Source organism: Flavobacterium sp. 2 (assembly GCF_049949195.1).
Taxonomy (GTDB): domain Bacteria; phylum Bacteroidota; class Bacteroidia; order Flavobacteriales; family Flavobacteriaceae; genus Flavobacterium.
On sequence record NZ_CP188206.1, the window covers coordinates 4642831 to 4662855 of the forward strand.

A 20025-nucleotide genomic window follows, 5' to 3' on the forward strand; every position below is an offset into this window, starting at 1 on the left:
GATATTAAAGGTCTGTGAGTTTTCACAGACCTTTTTTTATTTTTTTATTCTAAAATTTTTCCTTCGAGAAAAACACTTTCGATTAAATTGCTTCCAAAAGCGTAAGGAATTTGATAATAAGAAGAAATTGGTTTTGTCAGGATTAAATTTGCTTTTTTTCCTTTTGTGATACTTCCGTGAGTTTCTGAAAGTCCCATTGCGTAGGCGCCATTAATTGTTGCAGCGTTGATAGCTTCTTCAGGCGTCATTTTCATTTTGATGCAGGCTGTTGCTACAACGAAATTCATATTTCCGGATGGAGTAGAGCCAGGATTGAAATCTGTGGCTAATGCTATTGGCAGGCCTGCTTTTATCATTTCTCGTGCTGGCGTGTACGGAATGCTTAAGAAATAAGAACATGAAGGCAATGCAACTGGCATCGTTTCGGTATTTTTTAAAGCTTCAATGTCTTCTGTATTCATTACTTCAAGATGATCTACAGAAAGCGCGTTAAATTTAACGCCAGACTGGATTCCGCCAATGGAATTAAACTGATTAACGTGAATTTTTGGCTTTAAGCCGAAATCAATTCCAGCTTGTATTATTTTTTCAGTTTCTTCAACAGAAAAATAACCAGTTTCACAGAAAACGTCGATATAATCGGCTAGTTTGTTTTGAGCAATTTCAGGAAGCATTTTAGTTATGATTTCGTCAATATAACCTGCTTTGTTTTCTTTGTAATGTGTTGGGAAAGCATGAGCGCCTAAAAATGTAGCTTTGATTGAAATAGGATAATTTTCGGCCAATTTTTTAATAACGCGAAGGATTTTTAATTCACCTTGAATTGTTAGGCCGTAGCCTGATTTTATTTCAACCGCGCCGGTTCCTAAATGCATTACTTCTTCTAATCGATGTTTTGATTGTTCGTAGATTTCATCTTCGGAAGTTTCATTTAGTTTTTTAGCCGAATTTAAAATTCCGCCACCGCGATTAGCAATTTCTTCATAAGTAAACCCGTTGATGCGGTCTACAAATTCCTGTTCACGGTTTCCTGCATATACAATATGTGTGTGACTGTCGCACCAAGTTGGAAGAATTACTTTTCCTGTAGCATCGATAATTTTATCGGAATTAATTTCAGGTAGATTTTCCATTGAACCAAAATTTTCAATAAGATCATCTTTGAGAATTAAAAAAGCGTTTTTTATTGAAGGAAGTATTGCCATCTCTGAGCCTGAAACTTTTGTTATTGAAGTTTCACGAACCTGAAGTAGCTCTTGTATGTTTTTGATTAATGTGATCATATTTGTAAGGTTGTTAAAAAACAAATTTCACAAATTTCCACGTATTAAACGTTGAAAACTTGTGAAATTCGTAAAAATATTTTGTTTTGATTTATTCCGAAACTGTTATTTCAAACATTTTGCTCCAGTTTTTACCAGTTACAAAAATGGTTTTTGTTTTAGGATTGTAAGCAATTCCGTTTAAAACATCATCTTTGGTAATGTCACTCATGAACTTACGCAAACCAGACATATCTAAGATTCCTTCAACTGCTCCAGAAGTTGGATTTACAACTGCAATTGCATCTTTTAACCAAACGTTTGTATAGATTTTTCCGTTAATCCATTCCAATTCATTGATAGCTTTTATTTTAGATTCACCAGAATATACATTGATGTAATCAATCATTTTTTGCGTTGCTGGATCCATTTTCCAGATTTTTTCTGTTTTATCTGTTTGATAAATGTATTTTCCGTCATTTGTCATTCCCCAGCCTTCAATATCTTTATCGTAAGCAAAAGTTTTTTCAAGTTTTAAAGTATTGGCGTTATAAATAAAACCTGTTTTTTCCTGCCAGGTTAATTGATATAATTTACCATTAATAAAAGTAATTCCTTCTCCAAAATATTTTGAATCAAGATCGATTTGCTTAAAAATCTTTCCTGTTTTATAATCGTATTTTCTTACGTATGAAGTTCCGTTTTGTCCTGTACTTTCATATAGAGTATCTTTATAAAACTCTAAACCTTCTGTAAAAGACTTTTTGTCATGTGGGTAAGAATTGACAACTTTATATTTTAATAATTTAGGCTGAATATCAGAAACTAATTCAATTCGTTTAGTCGCATCCGAAGAATCTGAACCAAAATAAACGGTAGCTTTTAAATATTGGTAACCTAATTTTTGATCTAGTAATTCAATTCTAAAATCTGTAGCACCTTTTGTGCTTCCAACTCTTTGGTCGTTTATGAAGTAAGCAACGCTGTCGATTTCTTTCGATTTTGGGTTTAAAATTCCGATTGTAAGCGGTTCTTTTTGCGTAAAATGAGCCGGAAATGCAGAATCGTCGATAGTAAATAAAGAATTTTCACCTTTATTTTTTTCTCCACATCCAATTAATGTGATTCCTAATAAAATGACAGCTAGGAAGTTATATTTTTTCATAGTTTAAAATTTGAATAAGCCAATATACAACGATATTTTTATAGCAACAAAGCTCTTGCAAAAATATAAAAAGATTGTATATTTGCACCGGCAAGTCCTACACGACCAGCTCCTGCAGACTCCCCCAGGATGGGAACATAGCAAGGGTACGTGGTTGAGCGGTGCGATGTAGGTCGCTTGCCATTTTTTTTTTTTTTTTTTTTTTCGTTATTAAGATTCTTTTTTAGAATTCATATAAATCTAATCTTCCTTCGGGGAGATTTTTTTATTTTTGATCTTTTTGAAAGTTAAAAGTTATTGGTAAAAAGTTAGAGTATCTAACTGTATCTTTGAATTTTGACTCCCAATAAATTTTTATCAGCATATATAATACTAACATCTAACTTATAAAAATGAATAAAGTCGTTTTAATTACAGGAGGTTCCTCAGGGATTGGAAAATCAATTGGTGAGTTTTTGCATAAAAAAGGTCATATAGTTTATGGAACAAGCCGAAATCCAGAAAAAGTACTTAATTCTATTTTTCCGCTTTTAGCTTTAGATGTTAGAAATGCAGATTCAATTCATTCTGCAGTTGCAAAAGTTATTGAGATTTCTGGGCGTTTAGATGTTGTAATTAATAATGCAGGAGTTGGAATTACTGGACCTTTGGAAGAAATTCCGATGGAGGAAATCAAAAATAATTTTGAAACTAATTTTTTTGGTCCAATTGAGGTAATGAAAGCAGTTTTGCCGCAAATGCGCGAGCAAAAATCAGGTTTGATTATCAATATTACTTCAATTGCTGCTTATATGGGATTGCCGTATAGAAGTGTGTATTCGGCTTCAAAAGGCGCTTTGGAATTGATTACCGAAGGACTAAGAATGGAAGTAAAGCAGTTTGGAATTGAGATTACAAATGTAGCTCCAGGCGATTTTGCGACAAATATTGCAGCAGGACGTTTTCATGCGCCGGTTATAAAAGGCTCTGCTTATGAAAAAGTGTATGGTGAAACACTGGCAACAATGAATGAACATGTTGATGCAGGAAGCAATCCGAATGAAATGGCTGAGGCAATCTATAAAATCATGCAGACTAAGAAGCCAAACGTGCATTATAAAGTTGGTGTTTTTATGCAGAAATTTTCAATTGTTTTAAAACGTGCTCTGCCAGATAAAATGTACGAGAAAATGTTAATGAATCATTATAAACTATAAAAATAAGGTTAATAGCAAGATTTCAAACATAATTGTTAAATTGATTTAAATTTTAAAACTGTTATTGGTATTGATTTTGTAATTTTGCACCGAATTTTTCAACACACAATTATAAATAGATAGATTATGAAATTTTTTATTGATACAGCTAATTTAGCTCAAATTAAAGAAGCGCAGGCTTTAGGTGTTTTAGATGGTGTAACCACTAATCCATCATTGATGGCAAAAGAAGGAATTACCGGAAAAAACAACATTTTGAAGCATTATGTTGATATCTGTAATCTTGTTGAAGGTGATGTAAGTGCTGAAGTAAATGCACTTGACTTTGAAGGAATGGTTAAAGAAGGTGAAGAATTGGCTGAATTGCACGATCAAATCGTAGTAAAATTGCCAATGACTAAGGAAGGTGTTATGGCAGCAAAATATTTTTCTGATAAAGGAATCAAAACAAACGTAACACTTGTTTTTTCTGCTGGTCAGGCTTTATTGGCTGCAAAAGCTGGTGCAACTTATGTTTCTCCGTTTGTTGGTCGTTTAGATGATATTTCAACTGATGGTTTAAACTTGATTCAGGAAATTAGAGAGATTTATGACAACTACGGTTACGAGACTCAAATTTTGGCAGCTTCTGTTCGTCACACAATGCATATTGTAAACTGTGCAAAAATTGGTGCTGATGTTATGACTGGACCTTTATCTGCAATCACTGGTTTATTGAAACATCCTTTAACTGATATTGGTTTAGCGCAGTTTGTTGCTGACTTTGAAAAAGGAAACAAGTAAGAATCAGGTTTTTATAAAATATTTAAATCGTCTTTTTTATTGAAAAAGGCGATTTTTTTTTACTTTTATGTAAACGTAAAAAAAATATTTATGAAAACCATCTTAGTTTTAGTTTCGTTTTTTGTTGCGACAGTATCGATAAATGCGCAAGCCAAAGTTTTAACTAGTGTTAATGATGCAGGCGATGTCGCTACTTATGAGCTAGATTGTACAACCAAGTTTCAGTCTTTGGCAAAAGGTCTTCGTTATAATATTACCCGACATGAATTTAAAGGACCAGAACTTAAAAATTCATATAGGTTGATGTTGGTAATGGATGGATTTTATTCTAAAACGCCAAATAAGGAAATGACTATTTCGGCCATATTAACAGATGGTACGGTAATCGAAGCCCGAAAAATAATCGAAGATGATGGTTTTTTTGATGGTGCTTGTACATTAAAAATAAAAGACCCAAATGCTCTATTAGCGGCTAATATTGATAAAGTTGTTGTTCATGCCGATAAAGAAGTTATTTATAAAGTATCAGAGCAAAGCAGAGCGATTTTTAAAAAGAATTTGAGTAATATTATCAATGCTAAGTAAAATACACTAAGAGACTGTGTTGCTAAGATTCTGAGATTTCTTTTTGTGATATAAAAAAAAACTCCCATTGATAAATGGGAGTTTTTTTTGTTTTTTAGTGTCCGCCACCGCCACCTTCAACGTGGTTGATTCCTTGTCTTTTTAAAATTTTAGGGCAATAGAACCCGTAAAATGCTAAATAAGCAAAACCAATAAGTGGTACAACATATGAGAAATGTGTATATGAAATTCCGAAAATTCCACCTGGGTTTGTAGCGTCTAAATCACAGATACTTCCTTGGATCAATGGAATAACTCCTCCTCCAAGGATCATCATAATCAAGAAAGATGAAGCTTTTCCAGTGTTTTTTCCTAAACCTGCAATCGCTAAATCGAAGATAGAAGGCCACATGATAGATAAGAATAAACCTCCTGAGATAAAGAAAAATTTAGCAATTGATGGATCTGGCCAAACTAATCCGGCAACCATCATTGTGATTCCTGAAAGACCGAAAAGCATTAAAGTTTTTCCAGCATTTTTACCTCCTACAAAACTTACCGCAATAAACAATAAAATCCAGATTGGGTAAATATAAAATGAAGAAACATCATGAGCAGCAAAAATATTAGCTCCAATGATTACTCCAAATGCTAAAGCAGGAACGATGAATTTTAAAGCTGTATTTACAAGGTTAGAAGTATTGAAAACGTTTACACCACCATTCCAGCGTCCGATCATTAAACTTCCCCAATATAAGGCGATAAATGGTGCGATGGCATCTTCTAGTACGCTTCCGAACTCACTTGTTTTTAATAATGCAGGAAGATTACTAATGATGGTCACCTCAGTTCCAACATAAATAAAGATTCCTAACATTCCAAGGTATAATTGAGGATAATCAAAAATGCTGAATTTAGCATGTTTGTGTTCGATTACCGCTTCTTCTTCGCTAATTTTTGCAGGATCTTCAATTTTAGAGAAATACATGAAAATAGCTACAACAATAAAAGCAAATCCTAAGATTGTAAAAGGAAATTTAACTAAATGTAATTTAGATTTTACAACTTCAAGTGGCAATTTAATTTTTGCAACCTCTTTTTCAATTACTTCATATTGTGCAACAAAAGGTTTTACAGAAACTGAAGGATTGTTTAAGTTTTTTGAAATTTCAGCTAATTGAACGTCGATTTGACTTACTTTTTCAGTCAACGCAGCCGTAGCGGCTTGTGTTTCTTCTTTTGAATCTATGTTGTCAACTGAAATTTCTTTTATGTTTTCAGATAATTCATTTCTTAATTTAGTGAAATCATTTTGTACGATTTCAATTGATTGAAGGTCTTTTTTCTTACCATCGTCATTTCCCATTCCAAATAAAGCGATTCCAAGTAAAATAGCACCAATTGTTGTTCCAAATGAGTTGATACCTCCCGCTAAAGTCAAACGGTGTGCTCCAGTTGCTGGATCTCCCATTTTAATAGCTAATGGATTGGCAACAATTTGTTGAATTGAAAAACCAAGACCCACGATAAATAATGCTGTTAAAAAGAAAGGGAAACTACCAAACGAAGCCGCTGGAATAAACAAAAATGAACCAACTGCAGAAAGAAGTAATCCTGCTGCTAAAGTTTTTTTGTATCCAAATTGCTGTAAAACATCTCTTTTTAGAGATACAAGGAAAAAGATTACTGCACCAACAAAATAAGCAGCATAAAAAGCCCATGCTACTAACTGTGATTGTACTTGTGATAAAGTAAATACTTTTTTGAATACTGGTATCAGGATGTCATTGGCAGAACCAACAAAACCCCAAAAGAAGAACACGATTATCAATGAGATAAATTGTCCCCACTTGGTTTGTACATTTTCTGAACTCATAATTGTAATAAGGTTAATTTTTTATTATAGTGTTTTTTGAAGACCGTAAATATATTTGTTACGAATAGCAAAAAAAAATAAAAAGGCACAAATAATGTTAAATTTAAACAAACAACATCATTTTTTCAACAATGTGTTAGTTTTAACTTAGTTAGAAAATGGAATATGAAGTGGATTTTATTCCAATATTTTGTTTTTTACATCCTTACTGTAGTTTCTGCCAATAGGAATTGTATAAGATTGTATCTGAATACGGTTTCCTTCAATAGATTTTACCTTATTCAGTGCAATAACGTACGATTTATGTATGCGTAAAAATCTATCGATTGGCAATTCCTCAGATAGAGATGTTAAAGATTTGTGTGTAATATAAGTTTTGTCTGGAGTAACTACTTTTATGTATTCTTTCATTCCTTCAACAAAGAGGATTTCTTCAATGTTAATTTTCATCATCTTTTTATCGACTTTGATAAAAATATGAGAATCGCCTTTTGTTGTTTCAACCTTAATGTTGTTTTTAAGATTGTACTCGGTAGTTATTTTGTTGATGCATTTTATAAATCTTGGTAACGGAATTGGTTTTACCAAATAATCTAAAACATCAAGATCGTAACTTTCGGCAGCAAATTCCCTAAAGGCAGTGGTTATGATTACTTTGGTCTTGTTTTCGATGAGGCTGATTAATTCAAATCCGGTCATCATTGGCATATTGATGTCTAGAAATACGGCATCAACTGGAGTGCTGTTTATAAAATCAAGTGCTTCCAAAGAATTATTGAATGTTGCAACCACTTCAAAATCTGTAAAATTAGCAAAGTAATTTTGCAGGACTTTGATAGCCAAAGGTTCGTCATCGATCAAAACGCATTTAATCTTCATTTTGAATAGGTATTTGCAAACGGATTATATAGTAGTTAAGTTTTATTGCCTGTTTTAAAGTGAAATTATTCTTGTAAATTAACTTTAATCTTTTTTTAGTATTGACTAATCCAATTCCTCCTTTTTGATTAAGATTTTGTGAAATTACAAAATTATTTAGGATTTCAAAATCTAACAATTTATTGTCAATAACTTTACAATTGATTTTTATTTTTAGGTTTCGATTGTTTAAACCTCCGTGTTTAAAGGCATTCTCAACCAATGAAATGAAAATTAGAGGCGGCACAACAATGTCCTCAATATTAGACTCCAAATTGATGGTAACTTCCACGTTTTCAAAACGAAGCTTTTCAATTTCAATATAATTTTGAATGTAATCAATTTCTTTAATCAAAGGAACAAATTTTGTTCCTTTTACATCATACAACACATATTCCATCAAATTGGATAATTTAATGATAACGTCAGGAACCTTATTTGAAGATTCAAGCGATAAGGCATATAAATTATTTAAGGTATTGAAGAAAAAATGTGGCTGTATTTGATTTTCAAGATACTTTAATTTGATTTTGAATTGATTTTCTCTCAATGATCTGTTTCGTTCACGTTCTCGAAGCCAGGTTAAAGTCAAATAAACTGAGGAGGCCATTGCAAGAACATAAAGTTCACCAATACAAACGGCTACAATATGATTAATTTCAAAAGGATGATATTCCCGATTGGCTTCGGGCCAGATATTTTCAGATATAATATAATAGGTAAGAGCGGTTTTACATAAATACATTACAAATAAGCTTATTAAAAGCGAAAATGTATAGAGAATATATCTTTGTTTGAGGACAAATCGCGGCACCAAAACAAACAAATTGAAATATACTAAAGGTATAACTAATGCAAATTCAATCGAATTTGATTTGAAAGCATAAGGATAGTCATTAAAATAAGCTCCCCATCTTAAAAAATTTAAAGTAAAATAAATGCTCCAAAACCAAATGTGGTTTTGAAGTTTGATGTCGAATTTTAACTTTTGAATTTCGTTCAACTTAATTTCTTGGGATTTAGCTTTTGTTAAGCAAATGTTTAAATATTGTGCAACTTTAAACAATTAGAAGCTAAAACGCAATTCTTTTGAAGAAAAAAATGTAAAAAAACTGAAAAGGTATTTTATTTTTTGAGAATAACGTTTTCGTAAAACATAATGTTGAATGATTTATGTCGTTTGTTTAAAGTTTTATGCTGTTTGTATAAATTGTTTTATTTATGTTAAAATTAACAATAAATTTATCGCATAACTAAAAAAAACCATGAAAAAATGAAACAATTTGTATTAATCTTTGTGATTTTTCTCACCACGCAATTTATGAGCGGACAGGTGAAAACTATCAAAGGTTTGGTAAGCGATGAGAGCGGATTACCGTTGCCTGGAGTAACTGTATTAGTTCAAGGCACAAAAACGGCAACTCAATCGGATTTTGACGGAGTTTATACGATTCAGGCATCTACAGGAGATGTACTTGTATTTTCGTATATCGGAATTAAAACTAAAACTGTTACAGTTGCAGGTGCTACAACAGTGAATGTAGTATTGAGTCCTGATGCGCAAAACTTAAATGAAGTAGTTGTTACTGCATTAGGTATCAAAAGACAAAAGAAAGAATTGGGTTATGCCGTTCAGGATGTTAAAGGAGATCAATTAAATAAAGTAATTACAACTAACGTTGCGACAGCTCTTTCTGGAAAAGTTGCCGGTGTTGATGTGTCTATTCCTGCAACAGGTGTGGGAGGAAGTACAAGAGTTATTATTAGAGGTATATCAAGCATAGGTGAGAGTAACCAACCACTTTATGTTGTAGATGGTGTTCCTATTGATAACTCAGGTTTAAATAATGATCAGGCTGCAACAAGTAAATGGTTTGATGGAAGAGATAGCGGAGACGGTATTTCGAGCATCAACCCAAATGATATTGAGAGCTTAACTGTTCTTAAAGGAGCGGCAGCAGCGGCACTTTATGGTTCTAGAGCGTTAAATGGAGTAATTTTAATTACAACTAAAAAAGGAAGCAAAGGGAAACTGCAAGTTGAATTAACAAGTGGTGTAAGTTTCGATAGAGTAAATGCTAAATACAGTGACTATCAAACGGAATACGGTACAGGTTCAAACGGAATTTTGCCAGATCCAAATAAAGCTCCTACTGAAATATATGGATACACTACAAATGCGTGGGGACCTAAATTTTCAGAAACAGTTGGACAGCAGGTGAAAATATTTGATGGTTCAATGAGACCTTATGCTAAAGTAGATAATAACATTCAGGATTTCTTTAAAACGGGAGTTACACTATCAAATGGAGTTGCGCTTTCAGCAGGAAGTGATAATGCATTTGTACGTTTTGGATTCAATAGTCTTAAAAATGACGACGTGATTCCGGAGTCTGGTTTAGAAAGAAACAACGCTACTTTAAATGGTACTATTAAATCAGAGAAATTTACTTTGGATGCAAATGTAAATTATATCGCTGAAAATACGAACAACAGACCAGGTTTAGGAGATTCACCAAATAACGTTGGATATTCATTAAGCGGCTTAGCGCCAAATATTGATCAGGCTTGGCTTAAAAATTCTGTAAATCCAGCTGATGGTTCAATGTATCAATGGAATAACAATGTATATTTATTGAATCCGTATTGGGTTGTAAATGAAAATCATAATGCTACTGTAAAAAATCGTTTTATAGGTAATGTTACTGGAACTTATCAAGTTAAAAATTGGTTAGGATTAACTTTCAGAACAGGTTTAGATACTTATACTTTTAATTCTAAAGATTTTATGGCTAAAGGAAGTACTTGGCCAGGAAGAGATCTTGGTTATCTTGGATTAGAAACTATTACAGTTTCTGAACAGAATACCGATTTTATTGCCACTTTCAGCAACATAAAATTAGCTACAGATTTAACACTTTCTGGAATTTTAGGAACAGGAAGAAGAGATTTTAGAAGACAGCAAAATTCTAGATTCGGAACAAATATTATTGAGCCGGGTACAGAGTATATCAGCAATTTTTCTAATCAGACAGAAAATGCACCACAGGATACAAAAACAAGAACAAATTCAATTTACGGTTCTGCTAAATTCGATTATAAAGGATATTTGTATGCTGAGTTTACAGGAAGAAATGATTGGTTCAGTGTAATCAATAAAGATGCTTTTTATCCAGCAGCTTCGTTAGGTTTTGTATTCTCTGACGCATTCGATATTCAAAGTGATGCTTTCTCTTATGGTAAATTCAGAGCATCTTGGGCACAGGTTTCAAATGCACCTGGAGCTTACAAAAATGCTTTAAACTATACGACATATTCTTCTTATAATGGTGGAAGTGTTGTAAACATTAAAAATACTTCAGCACCAAATCCTAATTTGACTTATCAGTCTAAAACTGGAGTTGAGTTTGGACTTGAAACGGCTTTCTTCAAAAACAGATTAAAAGCAGATATTACAGTTTACCGTGAAGATACTTCAGATCAAACAATTGATTTACCATCTTCAGCAACTTCTGGATATGAGTATATTTCAGTAAATGCTGGTAAACTTCGTAATGAAGGTATCGAGATTTTCTTATCAGGAACACCAATTAAAACTCAGGATTTTGAATGGGGAATTGATTTGAACTTTTCAAAAAACAAAAACTCGATTATCTCTTTGCATCCAGATATTGATACTTATACTATTTCTGAAGCTCGTTGGGCTGGTGCTGCAATTGTGGCACAAGTTGGTGGACAATACGGAACTATTATTGGTAAAGATTTCCAAAAAACACCTGATGGAGAAATGATCGTTGGAGCAAATGGTTTACCTTTATATACAGATACTAAAGTTGCTTTAGGAAAAGGTCTTCCTGATTGGGCAGCAGGTTTAACAAACCGTTTTTCTTATAAAGGATTTACATTCCAGTTTTTAATTGACATGAAATTCGGAATGGATGTTTACTCAATGACAAACTCATTGGCAGCACAAAAAGGACTTCTTGATGTTACAACAGAAGGTAGAGATGCTTATAATGCAGCAAGAGCTCAAGCGGTTGCAAATGATCCAAACTTTAGCCAGGCAACTTGGATTCCTACTGCGGGTTATGTAGCAAATGGTGTTCAAAATACAGGAACAGAGGCTAATCCGGTTTATGTGAAAAATACAACTCCTGTTAACCCTCAAGATTACTGGACTTCAGTTTTCAACAATACACCAGCACCATTTATTTATGATGCTTCTTACGTGAAATTGAGAGAGGTAAGTTTAGGATATCAGATACCGAAAAGTGTTTTCGGCGGAGCAAAAATCAATTCAATCTATGTTTCGGCTTTTGCAAGAAACTTGTTCACTTTCAATAAAGATTTGCCAAACATTGATCCAGAGTCTATGTACACTTCAGGAAATGGACAAGGTTTTGAATATGGTTCGTTGCCATTTAGAAGATCATATGGTTTCAATCTTAAAATTACATTCTAAAAAAAGAAATTATGAAATTTAAACAAATAATAGCTTTATTGGCAATATTTACGCTGGTTGGCTGTACAGAAAATTTTGACGAACTGGAAAAAGATCCGGTGGCGTTATCTGCAAATCCTGCAGGACAACTTACGTTTGCACAATTGTGTATGTCTGGTGACGGTTATTACCAATGGAGAGCCAACTTGATTTACTCAGGAGGATTTGTACAGCACTATGCAGGTGCATGGAACGTAACAGAGTTTGGAAGTAAATTCAAGAAAAATGATGATTATGCGACTGCTTTATGGCGAAATGGTTACGCCAACGAATTAAAAGGTGTTGTAGATATTATTGAGAAAACTTCTGGCGATCCAACTTTAGTTAATATGAATGCAGTAGCAAAAATTATGAGAGTAATGATTGTGCAGCGTATTACAGATCTTTATGGTGATTGTCCTTATTCAGAAGCAGGTTTGGGTTTCTCTAAAGGAATTGTAACACCTAAATATGATAAACAAGAGGATATTTATAATGCCTTTTTTAAACAATTAGAAGAAGCGTTTGTACAGTTGAATGATGGCGGAGGTGCTATAAAAGGAGATCAGTTTTATAATGGTGATGTTTCAAAATGGAAAAAATTGGCGAACACTATGCGTTTGCGTCTAGCAATGAGAATTTCTGAAGTTAGTCCGGCAGAAGCAGAAAAACAAGCTAAAGCAGCATTTCAAAATGGAGTTTTTCAAAGCAATGCAGACAACTGTTTTATGAAATGTTTGGATTATCCATTTAATGATACGCCGGGAGCACTTGATTTTAGAGGAAACGGATTGTCATATGCTTTCATTGGAAACGAAAATGGCGACCACTTCAGTTCTTTGATGATCGACTTTTTAAGAAACAATGGCGATCCTAGATTAACAATGTTGGCTACTCCAAAAACTGGAAGTTCAAATTGGGGACCTCCAGCACCTGGTGAAGAATTATATGTAGGGAACACTCCTGGAGTTTTTCAATGGGAAATGCCAGGTGGATCAAATGCTATCTCAGGTATTCAACCTTATTTAAAATTAAAAACAACTCCATTTTTACATGTAAGTTATTCAGAATCACAATTGTTATTGGCTGAAGCTGCATTTAGAGGGTGGGTTACAGGTTCAGCTGCTGATTATTATAAAAAAGGAGTTGAAGCAGGTATCAGACACCTTGCAATGTATGGTGCAGCGTTGCCAACTCAAGGTGCAATAGATACTTATTTGAACAACAAACCTCTAGTTGCAGGAAAAGAGAAAGAACAAATTGCAACACAGCTTTGGGTTACTTATTTATTAAATAGTATTGAAGCCTATTCAAACTGGAGAAGAACTGGATTCCCTAAGTTATTACCAATTACAAATCCAGATTCTGAAACCGGCGGTGTTGTACCAACACGTTTGTATTATCCAAATGATGAAGCACAGAAAAATGGACCAAATTTCCAGGAAGCTTTGACAAGAATGGGAGGTAAGAATGAATGGACAAATAAAGTTTGGTGGGATAAAAACTAAAAATAAAATCCTAAAAATATAGAGTTATGCCTAATAAGGTATTATTTCAATCTAATTAAAATTAAAAACAATTTGTTTAAAATTAAAAATTATGATCAATAATAAAGCCTTATTAGGCATTCTTTTCTTTATAACTTCGCTTGGATCGGTTTACAGCTGCACTTCAAATAAAGATTCAAATATTGATGATCGCCAGCTTAAAACGGCCAGAGTTGTAGGTTATCTAGCATCGGATAATTTTAATAAAATGACTTCGATTCAGTTTTGTAAATTAACTCATCTGAATGTTGCTTTTGCTAATCCGGATAAAAATGGAAATATCATTTTTACAGGAGATATTGATGCACTTGTTAAATATGCCAAATCGGTCAATCCTAATATTATAATAAGTATTTCTCTCGCAGGAGGTGTAATTTCAGAAGAACAGTCCACAAATTGGTCTTTGTTAATTGATAAACCAGAAAACAGACCTGCTTTAATTCAGAATATAATCAATTTCGTAGAACTTCATCATTTAGACGGTGTTGATGTTGATCTCGAATGGAATGCTGTAACAGTTGGTTATAGTGGATTTGTAATCGAATTAAAAAAGAGTCTTTTTGAACATAAAAAAATTATGACGGCAGCATTGCCTAATAATACTCGTTTTGAAAATATCAGTGCCGAAGCTTTAAATGCATTTGATTTTTTAAATATTATGGCCTATGATAGTACAGGGCCGTGGACTCCAAATAATCCAGGTCAGCACAGCTCTTTTGAATTTGCAAAAAACGGAATTGAGTTTTGGCACAAACTTCAAAATGTTCCAAGTGAAAAACTAACACTCGGAGTACCTTTTTATGGATATAATTTTACTTATCCAAATGTTACAAGTTCAACTTACGGACAAATTGTTGAGGCAGGAAAACAATTTGCAGAACTTGATGAATTAGGGAAGATATATTATAACGGAAGATTGACCATTTCAAAAAAGGTAGAATATGCAGCTCAAAACACGGGAGGAATTATGATTTGGGAACTTGCGCAAGATTCTTTTGATGAGTATTCATTATTGGAAGTTATTCATCAAAAATATAAATCATTAAAAATCAAGACCACAAATCTCTGTGGAAATTAAAAAAAATATGAACGACATTATTTTTAATATAATCTGCTAAATAGAAAGTTGATATAATTCTTAATATTTTGTTAAAATCAGGCCTGTTAAAAGACTTTTGAAGCAATTGTTGAATTTAATGTCTTGTATTTTAAATAGTTGTAATATTTTGTTTTATTTACTAAATCTGCAAATTTTTTGCATATAATGCGAAAAATTATTGAAAACGTGTTAGTATTTTCATTTGAAAACGTTTTCGCAAAACGCATTATTGAATGTTTTATGTCGTTTGTTTAAAGTTTAAGGCTGTTTGTATAATTTATTTTTTTTAACAATGCCTTAAGAATAATTTTACGTCATAACTAACAAAATAAATAAACATGAAAAAAATTTTCTTAATCTTTATGATTGTTTTTACGGCGCAAGTTTCGCTTGCACAGGTGAAAAATGTCAAAGGTGTGATTACAGGTTCTGATGGAATGCCGTTGCCAGGGGCATCTGTTTTGGTACAAGGAAGTCAAAAAGGAGCTACTACCGATTTTGACGGATTGTATACAATCGAAGCACAAAAAGGACAGACATTAGTTTTTAGCTATGTAGGTCTTGAAACACAAAGTATTGTGGTTGGTGATGCTACTACTGTTAACGTAAAAATGGTTAATGCATCTTCAAATGCTTTAAGTGAAGTTGTTGTTACTTCATTAGGTTTAAAAAGATCAAAAAAGACGCTTACTTATGCAGCGCAAGAGGTAAAAGGTGATGAGGTGACAAGAGTTAAAGATGCGAACTTAATGAACAGCTTATCTGGAAAAGTTGCAGGTTTAATTGTTGGAAAAAGTTCTGCTGGAGCTGGTGGAGCAGTAAAAGTAACTATTCGTGGTAACTCATCTGCAACAAACAATCAGCCTTTATATGTTATTGATGGAATTCCAATGTTGAACTCTAATTCTGCTCAGGCAAATCAGGTTTTTGGAGATACAGCAGGAGGAAATAGAGATGGTGGTGATGCAATTTCGATGATGAACCCTGATGACATTGAATCTATGACAGTTCTTAAAGGAGCTTCTGCAGCTGCTTTATATGGTTCTCAAGGTGCAAATGGTGTAATTTTAGTAACTACTAAAAAAGGAAAAGAAGGAAAAGTAACAGCAAATTATAATGCGAGTTTATTTGTAGACAATGTTGTTTCATTACCTGAATTTCAAACTAATTATGGAGCAGCTCCATCATCTGACAAAACTTGGGGTGCAGCTAAAAATTCTCCTGATCACGTTAAGGATTTCTACAATACAGGTGTTACTATGATTAACTCAGTATCTGTAAATGGTGGATCTGATAAAATGTCGACTAGTCTTACTTATGCAAATACTAAAGTTGATGGAGTAATCCCAACTAACGAGTTTAAGAAAAACAATATTGCACTTCGTCAAAGTGTTAAATTATTTGATGATAAAGTAACTATTGATGGTTCGATATCTTATGCTGAACAAAAAATTATAAATAAACCAACAAACGGATTATATTTCAACCCATTAACTGGAGCTTATTTATTCCCAAGAGGAAATGATTTTAATGATTATTACAACAATTTTGAAGTATTTGATCCGGCTAGAAACTTAATGACCCAAAGATGGCCAACTCAAACATCAGATATTATTCAAAATCCAGGGTGGATCTTAAATAGAAATCAATCAATTGATAAAAATCAATCATTGATCAGTTCTGCAGCTATTACATACAAAGCTAATGAGTGGTTAAGTATTAAAGCAAGAGGTGGTTATAATAAATTTGACAACATTTTTGATAAAAAAATGTACGCAGGTACAAATGAAACATTGGCGCCTTCTACAGGTAGATATATTTATTCAGATAGCGAAAGCACTCAATTATATGGTGATTTAATTGCTACTATCAATACAAAATTCAGCGATGATTTCTCATTCAGCGCTAATATTGGTACAAGTATCACAAAATCTACAATCAATGATGCTTACATCAGTGATTCAGGTCAAAAAAATGGATTAGTTAATGCTAACTGGTTTAATACAGGAAACTTTGTATCTGCTGAAAGAAATGCACATACTATTGGAGGTAAAAAAGAAGTGCAGTCAGTTTTTGCAAGCGCAACAATTGGCTATAAAGATATGATCTATTTAGATTTGACTGGAAGAAATGACTGGTCTTCAACTTTAGTTAATACAGATAATTTAAGCTTCTTCTATCCATCTGTAGGTTTATCAGCTATTTTGAGTCAAATGGTAACATTGCCAGAGTCAATTAGCTATGCAAAAGTTAGAGCTTCATTTGCTCAAGTGGGTAATGATATCTCTCCTTTCTTAACTTCCCCAGTAAATACTTTGGTTGGAGGTATTGTAACGGCTCCAATTGTTGGACCACAACCTGGAACTTCATTGAAACCAGAAATGCAAAATTCTTATGAATTTGGTACAGAATGGAGATTCTTGAACAACAGAATTGGATTTGATTTTACTTACTACCATAACGAAACTAAAAATCAGTTAATCACTGCTCCAGCTCCAATCCCAAATACTACAGGATATACTAATTATGCATTTAATGCAGGAAGTATTGAAAATAAAGGTTTTGAGATTACAGTAACTGGTAAAGCAATTCAAACAGATAAATTTTCTTGGGATCTAGGATTGAATTATGCTTCAAATAAAAACACAGTACTTGATTTAGGTTCAGGTGCAAATGGAGAAATTAATACAGTTATCTTGACTAATGGAGATCCAAATAGTTATAGATATGTTATGAAAGAAGGACAACCTTTTGGAACAATTCAAGGAAAAGATATTGTAAGAAATGCGCAAGGTCAAATTTTACTTGATGACGCTGGACGTATTCAAAAAACGGACTGGGTAGATATGGGAAGTTCTAATCCTGATTTTATGCTAGGTTTCTCAAACTCATTCAAATACAAAAAAATCTTCTTAAATGTTCTTATCGATGGAAGATTCGGAGGTAATGTAATGAGTATGACAGAAGCAATGCTTGATTCTTATGGCGTATCTAAAAATAGTGGTGATGCAAGAGATGCTGGTGGTGTTAAAATTAATGCAGTAAAACCTGATGGAACAGCTGTAAGTACAATGAATGCTCAAGATTACTATAGCCAAGTTGGAGATAGAGCAGGTGCTACAGGAGAATATATGTACAAAGCGACAAATATCAAATTAGGTGAGCTTTCTTTAGGATATACATTTGACTTTAGCAAAAGCACAATTTTCAATGCAGTGAATGTTTCTCTTGTTGGTAAAAACTTATTTTTCTTCTACAAAGATGCTCCGTTTGATCCAAACGTAACATTAAGCTCTGGAGAAGGATTACAAGGTGTTGATATTTTTGGAATGCCTTCAACAAGAAGTATAGGTGTTAATTTGAATTTAACTTTCTAAAATAATTTCAATAAAAGGACAAAACCTTTTGGTTGTTGTAAGATCCTTGTTTGTTGATTGAATGTGGAAATAATGTAAAACAACAAACAACGAAACCCTTGATTAGGGGTGGCTTATAAATCAATAAAAATGATTTTAATTAACGATAAAAATTCACAGATGAAAAATAAATTATTAATATTAGGTTCAGTTTTAGCTCTTTCATTAAGTAGCTGTACGGGAGACTTTGAAGATATAAATACCAACGAGAGTGGTTTTAGCAATACTCAATTAGAGCAAGATTTTAATCAGGTAAAAGCGCCTCTTAAAACGATGCAGAGAGGAATGTATATCTTAGTTGCAGATGACTGGCAGGGAGATATTCAGTTTAACTTAAATGCTGATATCTTTTCAGGATACATGGGAACACCTCACGATTTTGAAGGTAATGCAAACAATTCAACTTATGCTCTTTTAGATGGATGGAATGGTGCTGAGTGGGTTCAGAAGTACCAAAAAGAAATGGTAAATGCATATAACCTTGAAAAATTAACAAAAGAAAAATACCCTCAATTTTATGCATGGTCTCTTATTTTGAAAGTTTATGCAATGCATAAAACTACAGATTATTACGGGCCAATCGTATATTCAGGTTTTGGAAATGCAGATGGAACAACTCCATATGATTCTCAAAAAGCAGTTTATGATCAATTTTTTGCAGAGTTAAAAACTGCGATTGATATTTTAACTCCAAAAGCTGCAGATGCTTCTGCTACATTTTTCCCTTCAGGAGATGCAACAGATGGAACAACAGCGGCTGGAAATATTCAGAAATGGGTAAAATTTGCTAACTCTTTAAGATTACGTTTAGCATTGCGTATTTCTAATATTGATCCTGCAAAAGCAAAAACAGAAGGTGAAGCTGCGTTAGCTGGTTTAGGTGTAATCACTTCTAATGCTGATAACATGGCTTATATCGCTGAGCACCCTGTTAAAACCTATACAGGTCCTTGGGCAGATATCAATGCTGGTGGAGCAATTACTTCTATCATGAACGGTTATAATGATCCAAGAAGAGCTACATTCTTCTATACAGGTACAGGTGGTATTTATCAAGGTATCAGAATGGGAACTATAGTAGACGCTAATTATAGAACAGCAAAAGCAGATTTATTCTCTAAAGTTGGACCAATCGTAGAAAACAACTTAATTCCTTGGTTCAATGCATCTGAATCTTATTTCTTAAAAGCTGAAGCAGCTTTAAAAGGATGGAATGTTGGTGGATCTGCTCAGTCATTTTATGAAGCAGGAATTTCTACTTCTTTTGCTCAATTAGGTGCAGGAAGTGCAGCTGCTTACATTGCTGATGATGTTTCAATGCCAGCAAATTTTACAGATCCGTTAAACGCAGCTAATAATATTGCAGCGCAAAACTTGGTAACTGTAAAATGGTCTGATGCAGCGACTAATGAAGTTAAACTACAAAAAATTATCACTCAAAAATGGATCGCAGGTTTCCCTGACGGACAAGAAGCTTGGGCTGAAACAAGAAGAACCGGATATCCAAAATTATTCTTGCCAGCAAACAACTTCTCTGGAGGAAAAATTCCTAACGGAACATTTGTAAGAAGATTAAATTTCTATGTGAATGAGAAAACTTCTAACCCTACAGGTTATGCTCAAGGTGTTCAGCTTTTAGGAGGACCTGACACAGGAGCAACTAGACTTTGGTGGGATACTGGAGTTAACAAATTCTAAGAAAACATAAAGAATAAAAGG

At 33.3% G+C, this 20025-nt stretch carries 13 protein-coding genes and 1 other RNA gene; 9 read left to right on the forward strand and 5 right to left on the reverse strand.

Annotated features, from left to right (window positions below; all coding sequences use genetic code 11):
• Positions 1-44: 44 nt before the first annotated feature.
• Together hutI and ACNFIH_RS20270 are read right to left on the reverse strand one after the other, a co-directional pair.
• Positions 45-1283: an imidazolonepropionase gene (gene hutI / locus ACNFIH_RS20265; protein ID WP_426484525.1), complete on the reverse strand. Its 1239-nt coding sequence runs from the start codon at positions 1281-1283 to the stop codon at positions 45-47.
• Positions 1284-1374: 91 nt separating this feature from the next.
• Positions 1375-2427 carry a glutaminyl-peptide cyclotransferase gene (locus ACNFIH_RS20270; protein WP_035646950.1) on the reverse strand — a complete coding sequence of 351 codons (1053 nt, stop codon included), beginning with the start codon at positions 2425-2427 and terminating at the stop codon, positions 1375-1377.
• An 88-nt stretch (positions 2428-2515) separates the two neighbouring features.
• Between ACNFIH_RS20270 and ffs the strand changes: the two genes are divergently transcribed.
• From ffs to ACNFIH_RS20290, 4 genes are all read left to right on the forward strand, one after another.
• An RNA gene (gene ffs / locus ACNFIH_RS20275) (signal recognition particle sRNA small type) lies at positions 2516-2613 on the forward strand.
• A 206-nt stretch (positions 2614-2819) separates the two neighbouring features.
• The gene (locus tag ACNFIH_RS20280; RefSeq protein ID WP_426484526.1) at positions 2820-3623 is read left to right on the forward strand and encodes an SDR family oxidoreductase; all 804 of its coding nucleotides are present in this window, start codon (positions 2820-2822) and stop codon (positions 3621-3623) included.
• 126 nt (positions 3624-3749) lie between these two features.
• Entirely contained in the window at positions 3750-4406 is a 657-nt protein-coding gene (gene fsa / locus ACNFIH_RS20285; protein ID WP_035646944.1) for a fructose-6-phosphate aldolase, read from the forward strand.
• Between the two features lie 90 nt (positions 4407-4496).
• Entirely contained in the window at positions 4497-4991 is a 495-nt protein-coding gene (locus ACNFIH_RS20290; protein ID WP_426484527.1) for a hypothetical protein, read from the forward strand.
• Between the two features lie 94 nt (positions 4992-5085).
• Here ACNFIH_RS20290 and ACNFIH_RS20295 read toward each other — a convergent pair whose 3' ends face one another.
• The 3 genes from ACNFIH_RS20295 to ACNFIH_RS20305 all read right to left on the reverse strand — a co-directional run bounded on the left by ACNFIH_RS20295 (position 5086) and on the right by ACNFIH_RS20305 (position 8509).
• On the reverse strand, positions 5086-6846 hold the full coding sequence (locus ACNFIH_RS20295) for an MFS transporter (protein WP_035646942.1): 1761 nt from the start codon (positions 6844-6846) through the stop codon (positions 5086-5088).
• A gap of 177 nt (positions 6847-7023) precedes the next feature.
• On the reverse strand, positions 7024-7725 hold the full coding sequence (locus tag ACNFIH_RS20300) for a LytR/AlgR family response regulator transcription factor (RefSeq protein WP_035646940.1): 702 nt from the start codon (positions 7723-7725) through the stop codon (positions 7024-7026).
• Positions 7715-8509, reverse strand: a complete 795-nt coding sequence (locus ACNFIH_RS20305; RefSeq protein WP_238567955.1) for a sensor histidine kinase — start codon at positions 8507-8509, stop codon at positions 7715-7717. The genes ACNFIH_RS20300 and ACNFIH_RS20305 overlap by 11 nt, the downstream gene beginning before the upstream one ends.
• Before the next feature lie 528 nt (positions 8510-9037).
• On the opposite strand from ACNFIH_RS20305, the gene ACNFIH_RS20310 reads away from it, so the two are divergent.
• The 5 genes from ACNFIH_RS20310 (at position 9038) to ACNFIH_RS20330 (ending at position 20004) form a co-directional block, all read left to right on the forward strand.
• Positions 9038-12226, forward strand: a complete 3189-nt coding sequence (locus ACNFIH_RS20310; protein ID WP_426484528.1) for a SusC/RagA family TonB-linked outer membrane protein — start codon at positions 9038-9040, stop codon at positions 12224-12226.
• An 11-nt stretch (positions 12227-12237) separates the two neighbouring features.
• Positions 12238-13752 carry a SusD/RagB family nutrient-binding outer membrane lipoprotein gene (locus tag ACNFIH_RS20315; protein WP_426484529.1) on the forward strand — a complete coding sequence of 505 codons (1515 nt, stop codon included), beginning with the start codon at positions 12238-12240 and terminating at the stop codon, positions 13750-13752.
• Between the two features lie 91 nt (positions 13753-13843).
• Positions 13844-14869, forward strand: a complete 1026-nt coding sequence (locus ACNFIH_RS20320) for a glycosyl hydrolase family 18 protein (RefSeq protein ID WP_426484530.1) — start codon at positions 13844-13846, stop codon at positions 14867-14869.
• A gap of 359 nt (positions 14870-15228) precedes the next feature.
• Entirely contained in the window at positions 15229-18267 is a 3039-nt protein-coding gene (locus ACNFIH_RS20325) for a SusC/RagA family TonB-linked outer membrane protein (protein ID WP_426484531.1), read from the forward strand.
• Positions 18268-18426: 159 nt separating this feature from the next.
• On the forward strand, positions 18427-20004 hold the full coding sequence (locus tag ACNFIH_RS20330; protein ID WP_426484532.1) for a RagB/SusD family nutrient uptake outer membrane protein: 1578 nt from the start codon (positions 18427-18429) through the stop codon (positions 20002-20004).
• Positions 20005-20025 lie beyond the last annotated feature (21 nt).

Bases quoted from the DNA above. Each gene is read 5' to 3' on its own strand.
- ACNFIH_RS20290 (WP_426484527.1), top strand. From the start codon at position 4,497: ATGAAAACCATCTTAGTTTTAGTTTCGTTTTTTGTTGCGACAGTATCG.
- ACNFIH_RS20315 (WP_426484529.1), top strand. From the start codon at position 12,238: ATGAAATTTAAACAAATAATAGCTTTATTGGCAATATTTACGCTGGTT.
- hutI (WP_426484525.1), bottom strand. From the start codon at position 1,283: ATGATCACATTAATCAAAAACATACAAGAGCTACTTCAGGTTCGTGAA.
- fsa (WP_035646944.1), top strand. From the start codon at position 3,750: ATGAAATTTTTTATTGATACAGCTAATTTAGCTCAAATTAAAGAAGCG.
- ACNFIH_RS20325 (WP_426484531.1), top strand. From the start codon at position 15,229: ATGAAAAAAATTTTCTTAATCTTTATGATTGTTTTTACGGCGCAAGTT.
- ACNFIH_RS20270 (WP_035646950.1), bottom strand. From the start codon at position 2,427: ATGAAAAAATATAACTTCCTAGCTGTCATTTTATTAGGAATCACATTA.
- ACNFIH_RS20300 (WP_035646940.1), bottom strand. From the start codon at position 7,725: ATGAAGATTAAATGCGTTTTGATCGATGACGAACCTTTGGCTATCAAA.
- ACNFIH_RS20280 (WP_426484526.1), top strand. From the start codon at position 2,820: ATGAATAAAGTCGTTTTAATTACAGGAGGTTCCTCAGGGATTGGAAAA.
- ACNFIH_RS20295 (WP_035646942.1), bottom strand. From the start codon at position 6,846: ATGAGTTCAGAAAATGTACAAACCAAGTGGGGACAATTTATCTCATTG.
- ACNFIH_RS20310 (WP_426484528.1), top strand. From the start codon at position 9,038: ATGAAACAATTTGTATTAATCTTTGTGATTTTTCTCACCACGCAATTT.
- ACNFIH_RS20305 (WP_238567955.1), bottom strand. From the start codon at position 8,509: ATGTATTTATGTAAAACCGCTCTTACCTATTATATTATATCTGAAAAT.
- ACNFIH_RS20330 (WP_426484532.1), top strand. From the start codon at position 18,427: ATGAAAAATAAATTATTAATATTAGGTTCAGTTTTAGCTCTTTCATTA.
- ACNFIH_RS20320 (WP_426484530.1), top strand. From the start codon at position 13,844: ATGATCAATAATAAAGCCTTATTAGGCATTCTTTTCTTTATAACTTCG.